Here is an 18,710-nt window from a genome sequence, read left to right as displayed (position 1 = left end):
GGGCATACAATGGCAGTTCCATTTATAGATATCAAACGATTTGAACCAGGATTTTTGGACACCTGGAATGAAAAAGTAAAGTCCATGTCCGTAAACGCACAGTTTATCGGTGGAAACGAAGTGACCGATTTAGAAGCGGGTCTTGCTTCCTTTGCAGAAACAAAGTATGCCATTGGTTGTGCCAATGGAACTGATGCTTTACAACTCGCTCTTCGTGCGGTCGGAGTTGGTCGTGGTGATAAAGTTTTGTTACCAGATTCTACTTTCTGGGCTACCTTTGAAGCCGTTGTGAATGTGGGTGGTGATCCTTATACCATTGATACCAATCCTGTTGACTTACAAATGGACTTCCAAGTGTTTCAGGAAGCAGTTGAAAAAGTAAAACCAAAGGCTGCTCTTGTGGTTCATTTGTATGGCTGGGGAACGGCAAAAATTGAAGAACTTCGTAAGTTCTGCAAAGAAAAAAACGTGGCTCTCATTGAAGACGGGGCACAATGTTTTGGAGTGAGATACAACGGAAAGTCGATCTACAAAGACGCCCTTATCTCCACGACTTCCTTTTATCCTGCGAAGGTGTTAGGCGCTGCTGGTGATGGTGGTGCTGTATTTACAAACGATGAAGAATTATCGATTGTGACACGCCGCCTTGTGAACCACGGAAGAACTTCTCATTATGAACATGGACTTGTGGGTTGGAACTCAAGACTTGATTCCCTGCAAGCTGCTTTTTTAAATTTATCTTTAAAACATCTGCAAACAAGAATTGATTCTCGTAAAAAATCACAAAACGTATACTACAAAGAACTTCCAGGTCTTGGAATTGGTGTCATCCAACCACCTAAAGGGTATGAGGAAAACGGATACTGTAACGTGACTTTGGTGGATCCAGAAGTTCGTCCGAAAATCGAAGCTGTTCTTAAAGACAAAGGAATTGGATTTGGAAATATCTATCCAGGGGCTATGTCTGACCAACCAGGTGCAAAACCATATTTAATCGAAAGATTTGGAAAGGATGGAAATGCAGCTAGAATCTCTAAATCTGTTCTGAACTTCCCTCTGTTTGCTTATATGACAGATTCAGAGCTTGATGAAGTGTTTAGCGCGATAAGAGCCTATAACGCGACCAAATGATGGAAAAGTTTAGAGTCGGAGTATTTCTATTTTTTTTACTCATCCTTGCGGTGCTTACTTTTAGTTTATCTAAAAGTTGGCGCCTCTATGACGATGGGTATGAAGTTACAGTAGAAACTCCCGAGTCTAAAGAAAAAGATAACACTCCCGAACCATCGGATACTTTGGATTTAGAAGATGGGAATGGAAAGATCTATTGGAAACAATACTTTATCTATCCCCATGGTCTTGTGACTGAGTCTGGTGGGTTTGGTCCTGATGGGATTTTATCTCACGCTAGAAATTTATATTCTATCAATTTAAAAGATGGAAAGGTGCAAAAACTTTTCCCACATGATGTTTACATTTGGGATTTTTTTGTGGGAGACTTTGCCAAAAAAACAGTTTCGAACACAATCGATGATCCTAAAGAAGATGTTCTTTCTTTGGAGAAAAAAATCATCATCCTTGCCGTGACAGAAGATAGTAATTTGGATGGGGTTTTGAATTATAAGGATCATAAATTGGTTTATCTTTTTGATCCTGAAACCAGTGGTTTACAAACTGTCCTCCCTCTTGGATTTCATTTTCGAAAGTTGATCTATAACTCCTCGAAAAATCACCTAACTTTAATTCTGGGAAAAAATCCTGATAAACAAATGAACAAACGGAAAAAACTCCCCGAACCAGAACCTAAAATTCATATTTTTGATTATGATGTCACTTCAGCCAAAGGGGTTTTGAGCGGATCATTAGAAGCTCTAACCACACCAGCAAATCCTAATCCTTAAAATAAAAAACCTTGAGATTTCTCTCAAGGTTTCTCATTCAAAACAATTGATCTGTCCTTAGATTCGGATGTTTTATCTTTTAAGATAAAGCATCCTTTACTAAATCTTCTTGTTCTTTTAAGTGAGTGACCACGTGACCACAAGCAGGGCTTGGGAACTCAGAACGACCTGCGTAATGGAGGCGTTTGTTTTCCGGCATCACCGCTTCAATTCGATCTCGAACAAAGAACCAAGCACCTTGGTTTTTTGGTTCTTCTTGTACCCATACAAACTTTTTCAGTTTTCCGTAACTGGTGATCATTTGTTTGATATGGTTTTCTGGGAACGGGTAAAGTTGTTCGATACGAACCACCGCCACGTTTTCCAGTTTTTGGGCATCGATCGCCTTACGTATGTCGTAGTATACTTTTCCCGAACAGAAAAGTAACTTCTCCACTTTTTCAGGTTTTGCCACTGGATCAGGAAGGATTTTTCTAAATGCACCCGTTGTGATGTCTTCCAAACTAGAAGCCGCATCTTTCAAACGAAGGAGTGACTTCGGTGTCATGATGATGAGCGGTTTTCTAAAACTTTGTAAGATTTGGCGGCGAAGGATATGAAAATACTGAGCCGGTGTTGTTAGGTTTGCCACTTGGATATTGTCGAGAGCACAAAGTTGTAAGAACCTTTCAAGCCTTGCAGAAGAGTGTTCTGGACCTTGGCCTTCATACCCGTGTGGGAGTAAACAAACAAGACCTGACATCCTTTGCCATTTGATTTCTGAACTCGAAATGAACTGGTCAAAAATCACCTGTGCGTTGTTTGCAAAGTCACCAAACTGAGCTTCCCACATCACAAGGCTATTCGGATCGGCAAGGGAATAACCATACTCAAATCCGAGGCAGGAATATTCAGAAAGAGAGGAGTTTACAATTTCTATCTTGGCTTGTTTGTCGCTGATATGATTGAGAAGGGTGAGTTTTTTCCCATTGGCAATATCGGAAAGAGTCGCATGTCTATGAGAAAAAGTTCCCCTTTGTGCATCTTGTCCCCCGAGGCGAATCGGAAATCCGTTTTCCAAAATGGATCCAAAGGAGAGTGATTCTGCAAAACCCCAATCAATTGGTAATTCCCCAGCTCCCATCTTTTTACGGTCTTCCAAAACTTTAATGTGTTTTGGATTGGCTGTATAACCTTCAGGAAGTGTGGTGACTGCTTTGACAATTCCACCTAATTGTTGTTGGAGGAGTTGGGTATGGACATCGGAATCCAAAGGTTCTTTTGTGTATCTAGACCAAACCCCACCCAGTGTATCGACTGTGATCCGAGTGTCTTTTTCTTTGGCTTGTTGGAAAGAATCTTCGAGGCCTTGGGCAATCCCATCTTTAATGAACTGGATTTCATCTTGAGTGATGTCCCCACGTTGCAATAATTTCTCTTCATAAAGTTTGATGGTTTTGGGATGTTTTTTGATGATATCATACATCTGTGGTTGTGTGAAGGTTGGTTCATCTGTTTCGTTATGTCCAAGCCTTCTGTAACAGATAAGATCGATGATCACATCTTTTTTGAATTTTTGACGGTATTCTAACGCAAGTTTTGTGACTCGGTAAGTGGCTTCCGGATCATCTCCGTTCACATGGAAAATAGGGACTTGGAAACCTTTGGCAAGGTCTGTTGCATACAAGGTAGATCTGGATTCGCTAGGAAGAGTGGTAAATCCAATTTGGTTATTGATCACAATATGGAAAGTTCCCCCCACCGTATAACCATCTAGGTTCATCATGTTGAGAGTTTCTGCCACCACACCTTGTCCGGCAAAGGCAGCATCCCCGTGGATGGCCACAGGCATAAACTTAGAACGGTCTACGTCTTTTGCCATTTCTTGGCGGGCACGAACCGATCCAAAGATCACAGGGTCTACGGCTTCTAAGTGAGAAGGGTTGAAGGCAAGAGAGAGTTTGACTTCTTTTCCGTAATGGGTCATGACATTGTTCGAATACCCAAGATGGTATTTAACATCTGCATAACCAAGTTGCCCTGGGTTTAGTTTTTCTTCGAACTCAGCAAAGATAAGGCCCGCTGGTTTACGAATGATATTCACAAGAACATTCAAACGTCCCCTATGTGCCATACCAATCACAAGGGCATCCATTTTATGACCACCTGCTTCTTCCACAAGGGTATCAAGCATAGGGATCATGGTTTCCCCACCTTCGAGGGAAAATCGCTTTTTCCCTACGAATTTTTTGGCGAGGAAGTTTTCAAAACTATCAGCTTGGTAAAGTTTTTCAAACAAACGTAAGGCAGTTTTTTTGCTAATAGGTTCGTTGTTGGCAAGAGGTTCCATACGATTTTGTAACCACTCACGTTCCTCATCGTTCACAAGGTAGTAGTGTTCACAACCGATGGATCCGCAGTAGGTTTTTTCAAACCAATCGATGACGTCTTTTAGTTTTGCTTTCCCAAGATTGGCAATTCCAGAATCCACTTCTGTTTCTAAGTCACTTTGTTTGAGTGCGCCAATTTTGAGATCGATGAATTCGCGGTTTGGTTTGTTGATTCCGAGTGGGTCGAGGTTTGCCGCTAAGTGACCTTGTCTTCTGTAAGCATTGAGAAGGTTGATGATCCCGAAGTCGCTGAGTGAAGAACCTTTTCGGTGTTCGGTGGATGCATAGTTGACATATCCATTTCCGTTAAATCCGTTCCCGTTACTTGTTCCATTACTAGACAGGGAAGTCCTTTCAAGTTCCCCAAAAAAGTCGATCCAGTCTTTTGAGAGACTTTGCGGATCTTCTTTGAATTGTTTGTAATACTCTTCCAATAATACGACGTTATCGCCGTATAAACTCATCATCTGGTCGGTTGTCATATACTCTCCCTAAAACAACAAAACAACAGTTAAATTACGAATGGATGGACCATTTCGCATCAGCATCCATCGCCGCTTCCCGAAGTACTTCAGAAAGAGTGGGGTGGGCATGTGTAGAACGAGCAATGTCTTCCGCACTGGCACCAAATTCAAAAGCAATCGCAGCTTCGGCAATCATATCAGACGCTCTTGGACCTACGATATAAACCCCGAGGAGTTTATCCGTTTTTTTGTCGGCAATGACTTTCACTTGTCCATCGGTTTCGTTCATGGCTTTGGCACGAGCATTGGGTTTGAACATGTACTTACCCACTTTGTATTCGATGCCTTTGGCTTTGAGTTCTTCTTCACCAAGCCCTACCCAAGCCACTTCTGGCCAAGTGTAAACGATCCAAGGAATGGCTTTGTAATTTACATGGCCATACTTTCCACAAATGAGTTCGGCAACGGCAATCCCTTCGTCTTCTGCTTTGTGAGCAAGCATGGGGCCATCCACCACATCTCCAATGGCATAAATATTAGGAATGTTGGTTTTGAATTGATTCTGTTCAACTTTGACACGACCACGGTCTGTCATCTCGACACCAATTTCTTTGGCACCGAGTCCATCTGTGTTCGGACGGCGACCAATGGAAACAAGAACCTTGTCTCCTTCGAGAATGGTTTTTTTGCCGTCTTTGCCTTCGATTTCCACTTCTACTTTTTTGCCTTTGACCTTAGCACCGTGCACTTTGGTTTCAAAGAGAAAGTTGATCCCCTGTTGGGTTAACAATCGTTCTGCTAGACTGGCAATGGCTTGGTCAGCAGTTCCGAAAAGTCGTGGCATGAGTTCCACCACAGTGACTTTCGCACCAAGTCGTAACCATACCGATCCGAGTTCGAGACCAATCACTCCGGCACCCACAATGATGAGGTGTTCGGGAACGGAATCCAAACCAATGGCGTGGTCAGAGGTAACAATATTTTTTCCATCCACAGGAAGGGGAGGGATTTCAATCGGAGTCGATCCGGTAGCAATGATGATATTTGTTCCAGAGATGGATTCTTTTTTTCCATCTTCTGCCGTGATAGAAACTTCTGTTTTAGAAACAAAAGTTGCGTGACCCAAGTAACGAGTGATTTTGTTTTTTTTCATCAGGTAATCAACACCAGATGTCACTTCACTTACTACTTTGTCTTTACGAGCCATCATCTTAGCGATGTCGATTTTGACATCTTTCACGGAGATTCCGTGATCCGCTAATTTGTGTTTGGTTTTGTGATATTCTTCAGAAGAGTCGAGAAGGGCTTTGGAAGGGATACAACCTACGTTGAGACATGTCCCCCCGAGAGTTTTTCTTTTTTCAATGATGGCTACTTTTTTGCCGAGTTGGGCCGCGCGAACCGCAGCCACATACCCACCAGGACCTGCACCAATGACAATGATATCATATTGTTCCATAAATTCCTTATACCTCAAAGAGGAGTCTAGTTGGATCCTCTACCATTTCTTTGATTTTCACAAGGAACTGAACCGCTTCTTTTCCATCCACGATTCTGTGGTCGTAAGAAAGAGCGAGATACATCATAGGACGAATGACAATTTGATCATTCACAACTACCGCGCGTTTGACGATATTGTGCATTCCGAGAATTCCTGATTGTGGAGGATTGAGGATGGGAGTCGACATCATCGATCCATAAACACCACCGTTGGAGATGGAGAAAGTTCCCCCTTCCATATCTTCGAGAGAGATTTTGCCGTCTTTCACTTTGCCAGCAAGTCTTGCGATCTCTTGTTCCACACCTGCAAAACTGAGTAAGTCGGCGTTACGAACAATGGGAACCACAAGTCCTTTCGGTCCACCCACAGCCACTCCGATATCATAGAAGTTTTTGTAGACGATGTCTGTTCCGCGGATTTCTGCATTGATGGCTGGATAAGCTTTGAGAGCAGCAACTACTGCTTTGGTAAAAAGAGACATGAATCCAAGACCCACACCGTGAGTTTCTTTGAACTTGTCTTTGTATTTATTGCGAAGTTCCATAATCGGAGACATATCCACTTCGTTGAACGTAGTGAGGATGGCTGCCGTGTGTTGCGCACTCACGAGTCTATTCGCAATTGTTTGGCGAAGTTTCGTCATCGGAACCACAGTTTCTCTAGGACCTGCATTTGCAGAAACGACAACCGCTTTTGGAATCTCAGGACTTGCAGCCTTAGGTGCAGAGGCACTAGCGCCACCTTTTTCCATAAAGAGGATGACATCTTCTTTTGTGATTTGTCCGTTGCGGCCAGTCCCTGTAATTTTGGAGGCGTCTAACTTATTTTCTTCGATGAGTTTGCGGGCCGCAGGAGGAAGTTCTTCGTTCACTTTTCCTGTGTTAGGTTGGGCACTTGGTGTTTCTGCTTTCGGAGCGGGAGCGCTGGAACTAGCAGGAGCCGAAGCCACAGCACCTTCTTCAATGGTGCCCATGATATCACGCACATGAACCACATCTCCCACCTTTTTGGTGATGGATTTCAAAACCCCGGAAGTGGGAGCAGGAATCTCTAATGAGACTTTGTCTGTTTCTAAAATAGCGAGCACTTCGTCTACTTTTACGGCATCGCCTTCTTTTTTGGTCCAAGCACTGATGGTTGCTTCGGTTACGGATTCCCCCATCTCGGGGACTTTGATATCTATTGGCATGAAATATTCCTTGGCAGGTTTTTAGAGAAAAATAGCGTTTTTGAGGAGAGAGATCCCATTTGAATCTAAGACTACGGTAACTTGCGCGAAGGTAAAAACGCAAGCGGAAAAACGAAAAGACCTTGAGTTTCAGTTCGTTCCCCGATGTTTAGCAAGTATGATCCGTTCTTTCCAAGGCCACACACCTTCCCTCCACCCTACGGCCTGGGTGGCACCCTCAGCTGATGTACTTGGAAAAGTCACGATTGGCGAAGAGTCCTCCATTTGGTTCCAATGCGTGCTTCGTGGTGACGTAAATACCATCACTATTGGCAAACATGTGAACATCCAAGACATGACTCTCGTACATGTGGCAAGAGATTTGTATCCTGTCACGATTGGGGATTATGTATCCATTGGCCACCATGCAACCATCCACGGTTGTGTTTTGAAAGACCATAGTTTTGTGGGGATGGGGGCTATGCTTATGGATGATGTGGAAATTGGGGAATGGTCTTTTGTGGGTGCAGGCTCCCTCGTTCCCCCTGGAAAAAAAATTCCCCCGGGAGTTCTCATTATGGGTAGCCCGGCCAAAATCATCCGAGACATCACAGACAAAGATAGGGAGATCATCACCCGCACGGCAAACAACTATGCGAAGTATAAAGAAAACTATCGGGCGGAAGGAATTGGGGGCACATCCCTTTCCTAAAGGAAAGGGACCGGGCTATTCGCTCCAATCTTATCGCATTCTGCGATAAGGATTTCCGCTTCTATCCCTTGTGCAGCCATTGGTTGGTGTCAATTCTTACCTTATCTTTGAAATCAGCTTGCACTAGGTTATGCGTAGTTGCAAAACATAGGGAACCATGAAATTATTTTTAAATGTAAATCTAGTTTTTATTTTCACTTTCATTCTCTCTTGTAATTTACACTATTTTTCATTAGCGAAAAAAAACTCTCCGAGTGTTCATACAAACGATACTTCGATGAAAGGAAAGATCAGATTCAATCTGATTCGTTCCGAGGAAGGTGGGAAAACAAATTTATACAATTCATCGGTTGTAGAGTATGAATTGGCAAAATCAAAATTATTTGTTTTAAGCAAAACATCCAAATTAGATTTAACATACACAACAACAACAGGATACAATCACGCCGGAATCTCTGTAGTTCTATTCCTTATCACATTCGGTGTATTTCCCTCTTTTGAAGAATCCCATTCCAGTGTCACCTTTACCATCTATGACAAAGAAAATAGAACAATTATCCGAGATTATACCTACCCAATCCGAGGAAGAAGGATTATTTCCTGGTTAACGATTCCTTTTTACATTGTATTGCCGATTGTTTCCAAATCATTTGATGGAGGAGGTAATGACGCTATCTCTAACGCCTCCATACGCCTGTTAGTGGAAGCGTTTGAAACGGATTTCGTAAACGATTGTAAAGAAAACCCTCTTTTCTTAGAAAAGATGTTATCCCTCAGTCGTGATATGATTGAATTGTAGAGTTAACAGATACATTCTATTGTATTTTAGAGAGTTCATCCGCCAGTAGGATGAGGTTGGGGTTGGGGTTGGGGTTCTGGTCGCTCCGCCACCATACAAACCGTTGGTTTCTTCCTTCGAGATCTATAGTCTGAAGTTTGTCCTCGAATGAAACCACAGGAGTTATCACCACATCCATAACCAATGGCATGCGTTTCTGCATAGTGGGCTGTTGTGAGTCCCACACTTTTTTCTTCTTTGAAGTAGATTCTTACATAATCAAAACCGGTAGGTAAAATCAAAAGAGGGATGGGTATGATCCAAATCATGGCGCCGATGATATTCCACTCGAACCCGTCCCTGTAAGCGATATAATCGCAAACTGCTTCTTTCCCTGAAGTAGATGGTTCCCCCCATTTGGCAATGATATCTGCTTTGGAATAAACGGGTGGGTTACGAAAGTCAGAAGCATGTTTAAAAATTTTTCGTTCTTCGGTAATTTCGAAGGACTCGTCTACCCATTCCGTAGATCCGAATCTTGCAACCCCATAAAAACAGTTAACAAATGTTAACGAAAATAGTGTAAACATGAACAGCAAACGAGTCTTCATTATATATTTCCTTGGTTTGTTACGAAAACATTCACCTAACGATTAATTTGATATTTGTATTGGCAAAAAGTCAATACAAACTTGATACCTTAGCCCTTAATCCATAAAACTATTTTTGTAAATTGCAATAGAGAGAATGTTAAGTTTGCTTGGGCGATCCTGTTTGTATATTAATCATAATGTGGAACATCTCAATATTTTCTCCGTGAATAGATTTTCCAATTTTAATATTTACCGCATCTTCAAATTCCTTATCCAAATCGGTAATCCCTATTATCGGATTAATGGCAAAATTATTAGGGTAAGTGATTGAAGAAACATCCGTTTTGTATTGGTTCCATTTGCCCCCAAGAGCAGTAGGTTCGCCTAAAAAATAAACTAAAATATAATATCTCTTTATATTGGAAATGTATTTTGGGCACTTTAAAATATGCGTTTTCGTGTAGTTTTTGTCTCTTAAAATAAAGGCTTCAATCAAAGCGAAATTCTCGCCACCGCCAGATTGGATAACTAAATCAGCATTTCCTGCATCTGCACCATCGCTAGATGTGCCGAGTCTTGACTGGTCAGTAATTGTCCATCCCCAAAAAGGAAAGCGAAATCTTAAGATCGCTTGTAGAAAGTCATTGAATCTGTTCTCATGAGTGATTTGTCTTAAGGCCTCTTTTTTTTCCTGAACTATTTTTAAACACTGGATAATTTCATTTAGGATAAAGTCGCTTAAGTTTTTTTTGTTGTTTATAATGTCTGGTGAAATGTTCGGAATTTTTGATGGAGAGAGGTTTCTAATTCTTTCAAGGCTAATTTTAAACTTTTTAAATAATTGATCATTTTCAGAGTTTGAAAACAAATCTTTGATGTTAGATTCTATCTCCATTCCGTTTTTCAAAAGAAATTCGTTTGCATCTTGAATATAATCAAAAGCAAGTTCATGCAATTCCCTCTGAATAAAAAAATAATATACAGTGGGTATAATTTCTAATTCATATAAGAATTTTTTTGAGAGCGTATTCATCGTCTGGTCGAAGGCTCTCGTATTTTTAGTAGCGGCCAAATAGTGCAGGCTATTGAGCGCTACTAATTCAGATAATTCAGATAGTCCATTTTTTTCATTATCGGAAAGAAGGTTAGTGAAATTTTCCCAATTTTGATTTGCTTCAATTAAAAATTCGGTATTCATGGCACTTATTGCCTTGAGGGTCTCTGCTCTATATAAATGATAGGCTAAATTGGTATTCTTTGTATCTTTTGATAGAAGTGATTTGAATAATTTGATTGCCTCGTCATAGTTTTTATCATTGTATAATATAAATAAAGCCGTATAGTATTGCTTTATCTTATCCCTTTTTTTGAAAGTTTCCTTATTGATGTTTTGTTTTTGGGAAATTTCGATGCTGTTAAGTTTGTTAAAATCCCTCTCTTTAAAAGCTAATAATAAGTTGATTTCGAATAGGATGAGGTCTCTATTTTCGTCAGTGTAATTAACCCTTTTATAATGGTTTTGGATTCTCTCTATCATTGGTTTCGCTAGTTCCCAATGATTTTCGGAATTAGCAGCTTCAATTGAAACGTATTGAAGTTCAGTTGTCGTAAACACTTCTTCCAAAAAAATATCCAAGTTTATCGAAGAAATTCTTTGAGATATTATTTTTTGTTGTTCTTTTGAGTCGAGTATATTGATGGCAGCCAGCATTCTTCCGATGTCGTTACTTGAAGCAAAAAATTCAATAATGAACTCATTTGAATTTTCAATTGTGAAATAATTGATACTTTTATAAAGAAGAATGGTTAAACGTTGAAAATAAATATCATATCCAAAGCCAGTATTTATTTCTTTAAAAACATCTACCTTTTTATTAGGCAAATCATCTAATGAATATTGTAGGGATAATTCTTTTATCCATTTTTCAATCTGAATAAGAGTATTGCTTGTCGGTAGTTCTTCCGTTTCATATATAGTTTTCTTTTGGCAGATTGAAATAAAGCCCACCATCATTGCTTTTAAATAGAGTTTAATTTTTTCTGATTGCTCTTTGTTTTGTTCGCTATATTTATTGGTAATGATATCAAAATTTATACTTTTTACGAAGTTACTATGAAATGCCTCTAAAAGGTTCAATTTGGCAAAATGGGAAAATAAATATCCCCAATCTATGATTTCTATACCAAACTCAAATAGATTTGTTCTGTATTTTCTTTTATTTATATTTCCTTCGTTACCACTTGTATTGATTTCGTTTTGAAAATGAAACTCCGCTATATGGTCTTTTAGTGAAAATACTAATTCTGTTTTGGCTTTTGTAAGTATTTGTTTATTTTTTTCATTCAATTCACCTTCTTCGAATCGCGAGTTGAGGAGTCGTAAAACTTCTATTGATAAATGGAGTATGGAGGAGTTTAGATTAATGAATCTAATTTGCGGCTGAAATGTTAATCCTAATTCAAGTTTAATGTAATCCGATAGAGAGGGTAATGTAGAACTAATTATTTTGGGACTAATCGTAGGGTTTAGATAAATGTTCGATTGTTGAATCCTTTTATTACTTAGTATTTTTAACGCTTCGTCATAACGTCTTTTTAATGCATTATGAGAAATAATGTAATGTCGATTACCTGCATTAGGTTTAAATACTTTCTGAACCAGTGGTATTAATATTTTCGCAATCGCTTCGCCTTTAATTTGGTCTTCCGTATGAATGGAAGAAAAAAGTTCTAAGATGAAATCAAACAATTCAAGCCAAAGTTGATTTATAATATCCTGACGTTCTTCCTCTCTTTTTTTTGAGTCCGATTGTTCTATAAAAAAACTCGTATTAACGCTTATTTCATCAATTAAATTAAATGCTACAGGAATTAAATCTGTATCATCCAAAAGATATGGGATTGCAAAAGGAAAAATTCTAGGAATATCTTCATACAATGTCCATACTATGAAAGGTCTCGTTATGTCTTTTATTAATTTTTGGAAGATTTGTAGTTTCTTGGAATTACTGTTTATTATAATTCGTAATATTAAATAATAAAATTCACGTGCATTTTGGTGTCCAAAGAACTCTTGAAAAATTATGTTTTGAGTCTTTATGCTTTTTATGAATTCAAAAGTATTGTCATAGTTAATTTCAATATTGGGAATCGTACCTTCGAAATTACCATTATGGGAAAATGTATCTAAATATATTTTTTTGAATTCTTGGCCAGAGTTTAATAAATCAACCTCGGAATATAAATAGTTTTCAGCTAATTCTGCAATTTTGTCGATGTTTTTTCTGTCCAAATGAGATTCAAAGCTATCAATCCAAATTTCAGTTACTCGGATTAAATTTGCATATATTGAAAATTCTTTACTCGTCGCATTTTCTCCGCCAATTAACAGCCAAAGTGTGGAGGCAATCTCATAGTTTAAACTTTTAGAGTATTCATTTTTGACTTGCCAATAATATGAATTATCTTTCTTGTCAATTGCGATTATTCCTCTTTCCTCTAACATTGCTATCGTGACATCGTTTGGCGAGTATCTATTCAAGATAAAGTCCAGATCTGACTTCGGAATAATAAATCTTTCTTCTTCTAAGTTGGCTTTGTAATAAATTCGTAAGCAATTAACTAAATCTGTCTTTTCTATTGGGAAATTAATTGACTCATCTCGTTTTGATGAATTGTCAATTCTCCAGATGAGGCTGTTAATTGATTGAGGGATTACTACCTCCCCATAAATAATCCTTATCCAGCCAACTTTTTCAAAATCTTCAAGGGTTAAACTTTTGTCCTCAGATTCATTATATTCTGTTATAATTTTTTTAAAGACATCAACGCTTTTGTTTGGAATATTGAGTTTGATTATTATGTGAGAAATAATCATTGACAGGTTGTATTTAAGATTTTCGGATTTTATCCTTTGGTCAACATAGCCGGTAGAAGTGAAGTGCGGATTATGTGCCAAGTAGCTAAATCTTTCGCTTAGAGATTTTAATTTTTCTTGTGCTATGTATGAAAGTGGTAGTTTCATTTGATTAATGAAAATGTAGTTATTAATAAAAAAATCAGATAAGGCCTACTTGAAGTATTTTCCTTGTCTCTATTTATAGAAATATTCGACTTCCCCACCTAATAAAGTAAACGATTATATTCGTTTTTTTGATTTATTATAAGTTGTTCCAGTCGTTTCGATTTGGATGAATTGTGAATTTTTTATTTGTAATGGTTCTTATCGATTTAAATATGATTCTTGTAACGCAAGAGGGCAAAATTTGTATACACTCATTCGTTTTGAAAATGTAGAACTAGCACATATCCAAGTAGAGAAGGGTGGATTGAAGTCTTTCCCTTGTGGATTTGATCCTTCCAAACATACGATGGAAAAATCATCATTACGATTGGATCTAAAAAAAATTAGAGTGGCTGTGGCAAAATCTGCTAATGCCGATTCTGATATTTGTGGAACCTGCGTGGGCGCTTTGTATTCAAATTAACCAATAGATTTGCTATTTTCTACGTCTTTTGATTTCTGTGATATCATTGAGACTCATTGGCATAGATAAAGACAATATTGATAATGAACATATTTGTTGTGCAATTGGAAACGATCTAAAAAATAAAACCAGGGCAGAATCCAAAAAACAATGGATGCAGGATCGTTTTGATGAGGGTCTTATCTTCAAACGTTTGGATGAAAGGGGGAAGGTATTCATAGAATATATGCCCATTGAGAAAGTCTGGAAACCAATTGTTGGCAAGAATTTTATGGTGATCCATTGTCTTTGGGTTTCGGGTCAATTTAAAGGAAAAGGTCTTTCTACTTTACTACTGAATGAGTGTATGAGTGATGCGAAACAGAAAAAAATGGATGGGATTGCTGTGGTTACTAGCAATCAAGTAAAACCATATTTGACTGATAAAAAATTCTATTTAAAACACGGGTTTGAGCTTGTGGATACGGCACCGCCTTATTTCGAATTACTTGTGTTAAAGCTAAACCAAAAAGCGAAACTTCCTTCCTTTTCGGGACATACAAAATCAAAACTTAATTCCCATAAGAAGGGATTTGCATTTATCTATTCAAACCAATGTCCATTTATGGAAGAATACATTGTCTCACTTGCTAATCTAGCTAAGAAAAATAAATTCCCCGTTGAGATTAAAAAATTAAAAAGTTATAAAGATGCGCAGTCCATAGGAAGCCCGTTTGGAACTTCTGGGGTTTATTATAATGGAGTATTTTTAACTCATGAATTGATGACCGAAAAAAAATTCGAAACCCTCCTTGCCGATTTAGATTTTTAAACTATTTTTCTAAAACACAAAATGAGTTCTTATGAATCAATAATAGATTCGTAGAATCCCCTAGACCTTATTGACAAATATCAAGGTCAATCGGGGATAAAAAAATGACAACCTTCTTGCTACAAAATCGTCTACTCCTGCTATATAGTACGTTAGTTGATATTAGTTGAATGATACTAAGTTTAGGGATTGTATCGGCCCAGTTAGTATTTGATCCAATATCATGATTGGAGATAAAAATTTGAAAAATGTAAAAGTGAATTTGATCGAGAATGTCCTTACCGATTCGGATGTGATCATTAGTCGCACTGATGCAAAAGGCCTAATCACCTATGTATCTCCCGATTTTGCTAGAATATCAGAATATTCTGCAGAAGAAATGATAGGGAAACCGCATAACATAGTTAGGCATCCTGATATGCCTAAGGTAGTATTTGAAGAACTTTGGAATTATATAAAAGCCGGCCTTCCTTGGACGGGTGCTGTCAAAAACAGAGCCAAATCAGGAAATTTCTATTGGGTCGATGCAACGATCACACCAATTTTGAATGAAGAACGGAAAGTTGTAGGTTATGTTTCTGTTAGAAAAAAACTAGCAGATGATAAAAAAGAATTTTATAATAACTTATACCAAAAAATGGGGGAAAAACCATTTTTATTGAACAAAAAAGGGAAAGTGATTAAAAATGGAAGAACCATTAAACCGGTAGATGTTTTTTTTGTAATTTTAAGTTCTTTGCCTTTTTTGGTTTTGTTTCTCTTCCATTTACCAAAAACTCCTTTGTTTTGTGGTAATTTATTTTTATTACAAACAGTGATTTCCTCTGCTTTTGTATTTGTTCTCTCTAAAAAAAATAGAAAGTTACAAAAAGCTACAGAATCCGTAATTTCCGTTTCTTCGGGAAGATTCCAATACCCTGATCATTTTCAGAACGATAGCCGAGACGAAGTAAAAATTATGTTACTTTCCATGAAGAGTATGAGTATCAATCTTTGGGGAATCATATCTCAAATTCAAAAAGCAACTCATGTTTCTCTTCGGATTTCCGAAGAGTTGACAAATCTAACGAATCATTTTTTTACATCCACACATTCAATGGCATCAGGAAGTGAAGAAGCCGCTGCCTGTATGGAAGAATTGACTTCTGCTCTTGCGAATATCAAACAAATTACAACAAACCATTCCATCATCATGTCAGATATGAAAGATTATATGAATGCGGTGAACCAAAACTTAAATGGAACACAAAATGCATTAAAGGGCCTTGGCGATTTGTCTCTTCGATCTACGGAAAAAGCTGATTTGGGTAAAAGAAAAATTTCAGATTCTTTGGAAGGGATTGATGCCATCAAACAAGTTTCAAATAAAATTTTGAATATTGTTTCTATTATTACAGAAATTGCAGATAGAACCAACTTGCTTTCGTTAAATGCTTCTATTGAAGCTGCCAGGGCAGGTCATGTGGGTGCCGGGTTTGCCATTGTGGCAAAAGAAATGATGAATTTGAATGAACAAATTGGGGTTTCCGCAGAAGAAATAAAAACCTATGTAGACGAAACGATGGCAGTAATCAAAGATACATCTGCAAAAGTGAAAGATGCATCTTTGGAAATCTTTTCTCTCTCCGATTTATTTCACGAAATGAAATCAATCACCAATAAGGTTTCGGCTTCATTGTATCATGACCTTCAAGAATCCACTAGAGTTAAGTTTAAATTAGAGTCAGTGGAAGAACAGGTGAGACAAATTGATCAGTCTGTTTTAGAGGCAAATCTTGCTTCCAAACAAATTTCAAATATCCTACTTGGATTGTCAGAACAAGCACAAGTGATTGCCTATAAATCGGAAACTCTCCATGAAAAGAGCTCGCTCGTAGTTTCTGAGCCCAAAAAAATTATGGATTTGGTAGAACATTATCACACCGGAAATCCAGAGGTTATGGAAATCACGTCATGATTTTGTTTTTAAATATGATCGACTAACAAAACGGTGACGTCATCAGCAAAATCATGTGTTCCCACATACTCTCTCGCTTCTCTGATGAGTTCGTTGGCTGAGTCTTGGGTCTTCGATGTTTTTGATTTTTGAATTGCCTTTTGAAACAATTCTTCATCATAACGTTTGTTATGGTCTTTGGACATATGTTCGGTGATTCCGTCTGTGTACATAACAAGGCGGTTCCCGGGAACAAAAGGAAAAGTTTTTTCTTCGTAGAATAAATCAGGGATAAGGCCTAAAATTTTTCCTTTAACATCTAACTGGATCATTGGTGAGTCTTTTTTATCCAATAAAAATGGGGCGTGGTGGCCTGCATTGGCACAAAGGATGGTATTTGTTTTTAAATCAATGATCCCGTAGAAGGCAGTGAGAAAATTTCCCGCTAACTTCCCATACAACATATGATTGAGTGTGGTTAAAAACAAAGAAGGGCTAAGTTTGATATCCTGTTCAAAGTTTTTTAATACCATATGAGCCATAGCCGCAAGTACGGCTGCAGAAAGTCCGTGGCCGGAAATGTCAGCAATCAAAATGGAAAACTTTGAATCTTCTAGTTGGGTGACATCGTAAAAATCTCCACCAACTTGTTCTAAAGGAATATGCGCCACACCATACGAGAGTTTGTCTGAGTTCGGTAGGATGGATGGCATGATTTTTTTCATGATATTTTTGGCACGGTTCAACTCTTTACCCGTATCCACAATCTGATGGAAGAGTTGTGCATTTTTAATCGTACTACTGAGTCTTGCGGCAATATTTGTGAGTAAGTCTAAATCCGAATGTTGGAAAGCATATCCTGAAGTTTTGTTATTGATGCTAATGACACCAAGAAGTTCGTTTTGAAAAATTAATGGCGCTGAAATCAGTGACTTGGATTCAAACTTATAAGGAGATAGTTTATTGTAACGTGGATCTAAATCTAAGTTGTGGATGAGAAGACTTTCTCTTTTTTCAGCCACCCAACCAGAAACGCCAGTTCCATAAGGAACTTTGATTTGTTCATAAGCATCTTCCGGAATTCCTTTTGCTGATAAAATGCTTAATTCTTGTTTGTCGGAGTTGGCAAGATAAATGGTTCCGGAAGAAGCACCTAAGTATTCTAAAACTCGATTGAGAATCCACTTACCTAATTCATTTAAACTTTTTTCGGAAACGGACAATCTTTCAAATTCATATAATAATGATAGTTCAAGAATTCGTTTGTCCAAACTATCTTTGGTATTTGCATTTTGGATAGCTGTTGCAGCTACTTCGGAAAGGGAAATTAAATATTCTAGGTCAGAGTGATCAAAAATTCTGTTGTTTGTTTTGTTAATGACCTCAAGTGTTCCAATCAGTCTATCTTCCACAAACAGAGGGACACAGATTAGCGATTTTGTTTTAAATCCCGTACGTTTGTCCATACTGTCATTAAATCTTGGATCTTTGTAAGCATCTTCCAATGCGATAGGTTTTTTCTCTTGGGCAACTTTTCCAACAATTCCTTCACCTAACTCTAACCTGGCGTATTCTTGGATGATTTCTCCTTTTTCACCTAAAGCCACTTCACAGTATAAAAAATCTTCTTCTTCCAAAAGAAAAAGAGAACTGGCTTCTGCTTCTAATAAATCTTTAGAATACAACATGATGAGAGGTAGGAGCTGGTGCAAATCTAGGTTTGCGTTCAGAATGGAAGAGATATGGAGTAGGCTACGAAACTTACTTAGACTTTCTTGGAGATCTAAAGACATGGTGGTACCAAACCCATATTTATCCTAGATTCCTATCCGTCGATTTAGAATTTCACTTTAGTTTTTTAAGAAATGCGAAAATGACATAAAAATTGCTTCACGATTCTTACTTTTTATGCATTTTGTATCGTTTGTCACAGGATCCCTTGATTTGTATCAATGAGAGTCTGGCGCAAAGTATTTAGAATGATACCAAA

Annotated in this window: 13 protein-coding genes; 7 read left to right on the top strand and 6 right to left on the bottom strand. The window is 38.1% G+C overall.

Features of this window, described 5'->3' with window-relative positions; genetic code table 11:
- Window positions 1-9: 9 nt before the first annotated feature.
- Complete coding sequence (locus EHQ16_RS00785; protein WP_135637239.1) at window positions 10-1,131, top strand: DegT/DnrJ/EryC1/StrS family aminotransferase; 1,122 nt, start codon at window positions 10-12, stop codon at window positions 1,129-1,131.
- Window positions 1,131-1,901: a hypothetical protein gene (locus EHQ16_RS00780; RefSeq protein WP_208742247.1), complete on the top strand. Its 771-nt coding sequence runs from the start codon at window positions 1,131-1,133 to the stop codon at window positions 1,899-1,901. The genes EHQ16_RS00785 and EHQ16_RS00780 overlap by 1 nt, the downstream gene beginning before the upstream one ends.
- Before the next feature lie 79 nt (window positions 1,902-1,980).
- Here EHQ16_RS00780 and EHQ16_RS00775 read toward each other — a convergent pair whose 3' ends face one another.
- Genes EHQ16_RS00775 through odhB form a run of 3 tightly spaced genes read right to left on the bottom strand, consistent with a single transcriptional unit; the run spans window position 1,981 to window position 7,424 of the window.
- Window positions 1,981-4,752, bottom strand: a complete 2,772-nt coding sequence (locus EHQ16_RS00775) for a 2-oxoglutarate dehydrogenase E1 component (protein ID WP_135637243.1) — start codon at window positions 4,750-4,752, stop codon at window positions 1,981-1,983.
- Between the two features lie 34 nt (window positions 4,753-4,786).
- Window positions 4,787-6,193 (bottom strand): dihydrolipoyl dehydrogenase, encoded by a 1,407-nt coding sequence (gene lpdA, locus EHQ16_RS00770; RefSeq protein WP_135637245.1) that lies wholly within the window; start codon window positions 6,191-6,193, stop codon window positions 4,787-4,789.
- A gap of 7 nt (window positions 6,194-6,200) precedes the next feature.
- Window positions 6,201-7,424 carry a 2-oxoglutarate dehydrogenase complex dihydrolipoyllysine-residue succinyltransferase gene (gene odhB, locus EHQ16_RS00765; protein WP_135637247.1) on the bottom strand — a complete coding sequence of 408 codons (1,224 nt, stop codon included), beginning with the start codon at window positions 7,422-7,424 and terminating at the stop codon, window positions 6,201-6,203.
- Between the two features lie 157 nt (window positions 7,425-7,581).
- Here odhB and EHQ16_RS00760 point away from each other — a divergent pair, with 157 nt between their 5' ends.
- Window positions 7,582-8,115, top strand: coding sequence for a gamma carbonic anhydrase family protein (locus tag EHQ16_RS00760; protein WP_135637380.1), 534 nt, complete (start codon window positions 7,582-7,584; stop codon window positions 8,113-8,115).
- A gap of 157 nt (window positions 8,116-8,272) precedes the next feature.
- Window positions 8,273-8,914, top strand: coding sequence for a hypothetical protein (locus EHQ16_RS00755; RefSeq protein ID WP_135637249.1), 642 nt, complete (start codon window positions 8,273-8,275; stop codon window positions 8,912-8,914).
- A 35-nt stretch (window positions 8,915-8,949) separates the two neighbouring features.
- Here the strand turns inward: EHQ16_RS00755 and EHQ16_RS00750 are convergent, their stop codons facing one another.
- Window positions 8,950-9,483, bottom strand: coding sequence for a hypothetical protein (locus EHQ16_RS00750; RefSeq protein ID WP_244241865.1), 534 nt, complete (start codon window positions 9,481-9,483; stop codon window positions 8,950-8,952).
- A 160-nt stretch (window positions 9,484-9,643) separates the two neighbouring features.
- On the bottom strand, window positions 9,644-13,510 hold the full coding sequence (locus EHQ16_RS00745) for a hypothetical protein (protein ID WP_135637252.1): 3,867 nt from the start codon (window positions 13,508-13,510) through the stop codon (window positions 9,644-9,646).
- 166 nt (window positions 13,511-13,676) lie between these two features.
- Here EHQ16_RS00745 and EHQ16_RS00740 point away from each other — a divergent pair, with 166 nt between their 5' ends.
- From EHQ16_RS00740 to EHQ16_RS00730, 3 genes are all read left to right on the top strand, one after another.
- Entirely contained in the window at window positions 13,677-13,973 is a 297-nt protein-coding gene (locus EHQ16_RS00740; protein ID WP_244241864.1) for a hypothetical protein, read from the top strand.
- Between the two features lie 46 nt (window positions 13,974-14,019).
- Window positions 14,020-14,784, top strand: a complete 765-nt coding sequence (locus EHQ16_RS00735; RefSeq protein WP_135681208.1) for a GNAT family N-acetyltransferase — start codon at window positions 14,020-14,022, stop codon at window positions 14,782-14,784.
- 241 nt (window positions 14,785-15,025) lie between these two features.
- Window positions 15,026-16,741, top strand: a complete 1,716-nt coding sequence (locus tag EHQ16_RS00730; RefSeq protein ID WP_244241863.1) for a methyl-accepting chemotaxis protein — start codon at window positions 15,026-15,028, stop codon at window positions 16,739-16,741.
- An 8-nt stretch (window positions 16,742-16,749) separates the two neighbouring features.
- Here EHQ16_RS00730 and EHQ16_RS00725 read toward each other — a convergent pair whose 3' ends face one another.
- Window positions 16,750-18,513 carry a GAF domain-containing SpoIIE family protein phosphatase gene (locus tag EHQ16_RS00725; RefSeq protein ID WP_135637259.1) on the bottom strand — a complete coding sequence of 588 codons (1,764 nt, stop codon included), beginning with the start codon at window positions 18,511-18,513 and terminating at the stop codon, window positions 16,750-16,752.
- Window positions 18,514-18,710 lie beyond the last annotated feature (197 nt).

This window comes from Leptospira kanakyensis (assembly GCF_004769235.1).
GTDB classification, from domain to species: domain Bacteria; phylum Spirochaetota; class Leptospiria; order Leptospirales; family Leptospiraceae; genus Leptospira_A; species Leptospira_A kanakyensis.
This window is presented reverse-complemented; position numbering and strand designations above follow the sequence as displayed.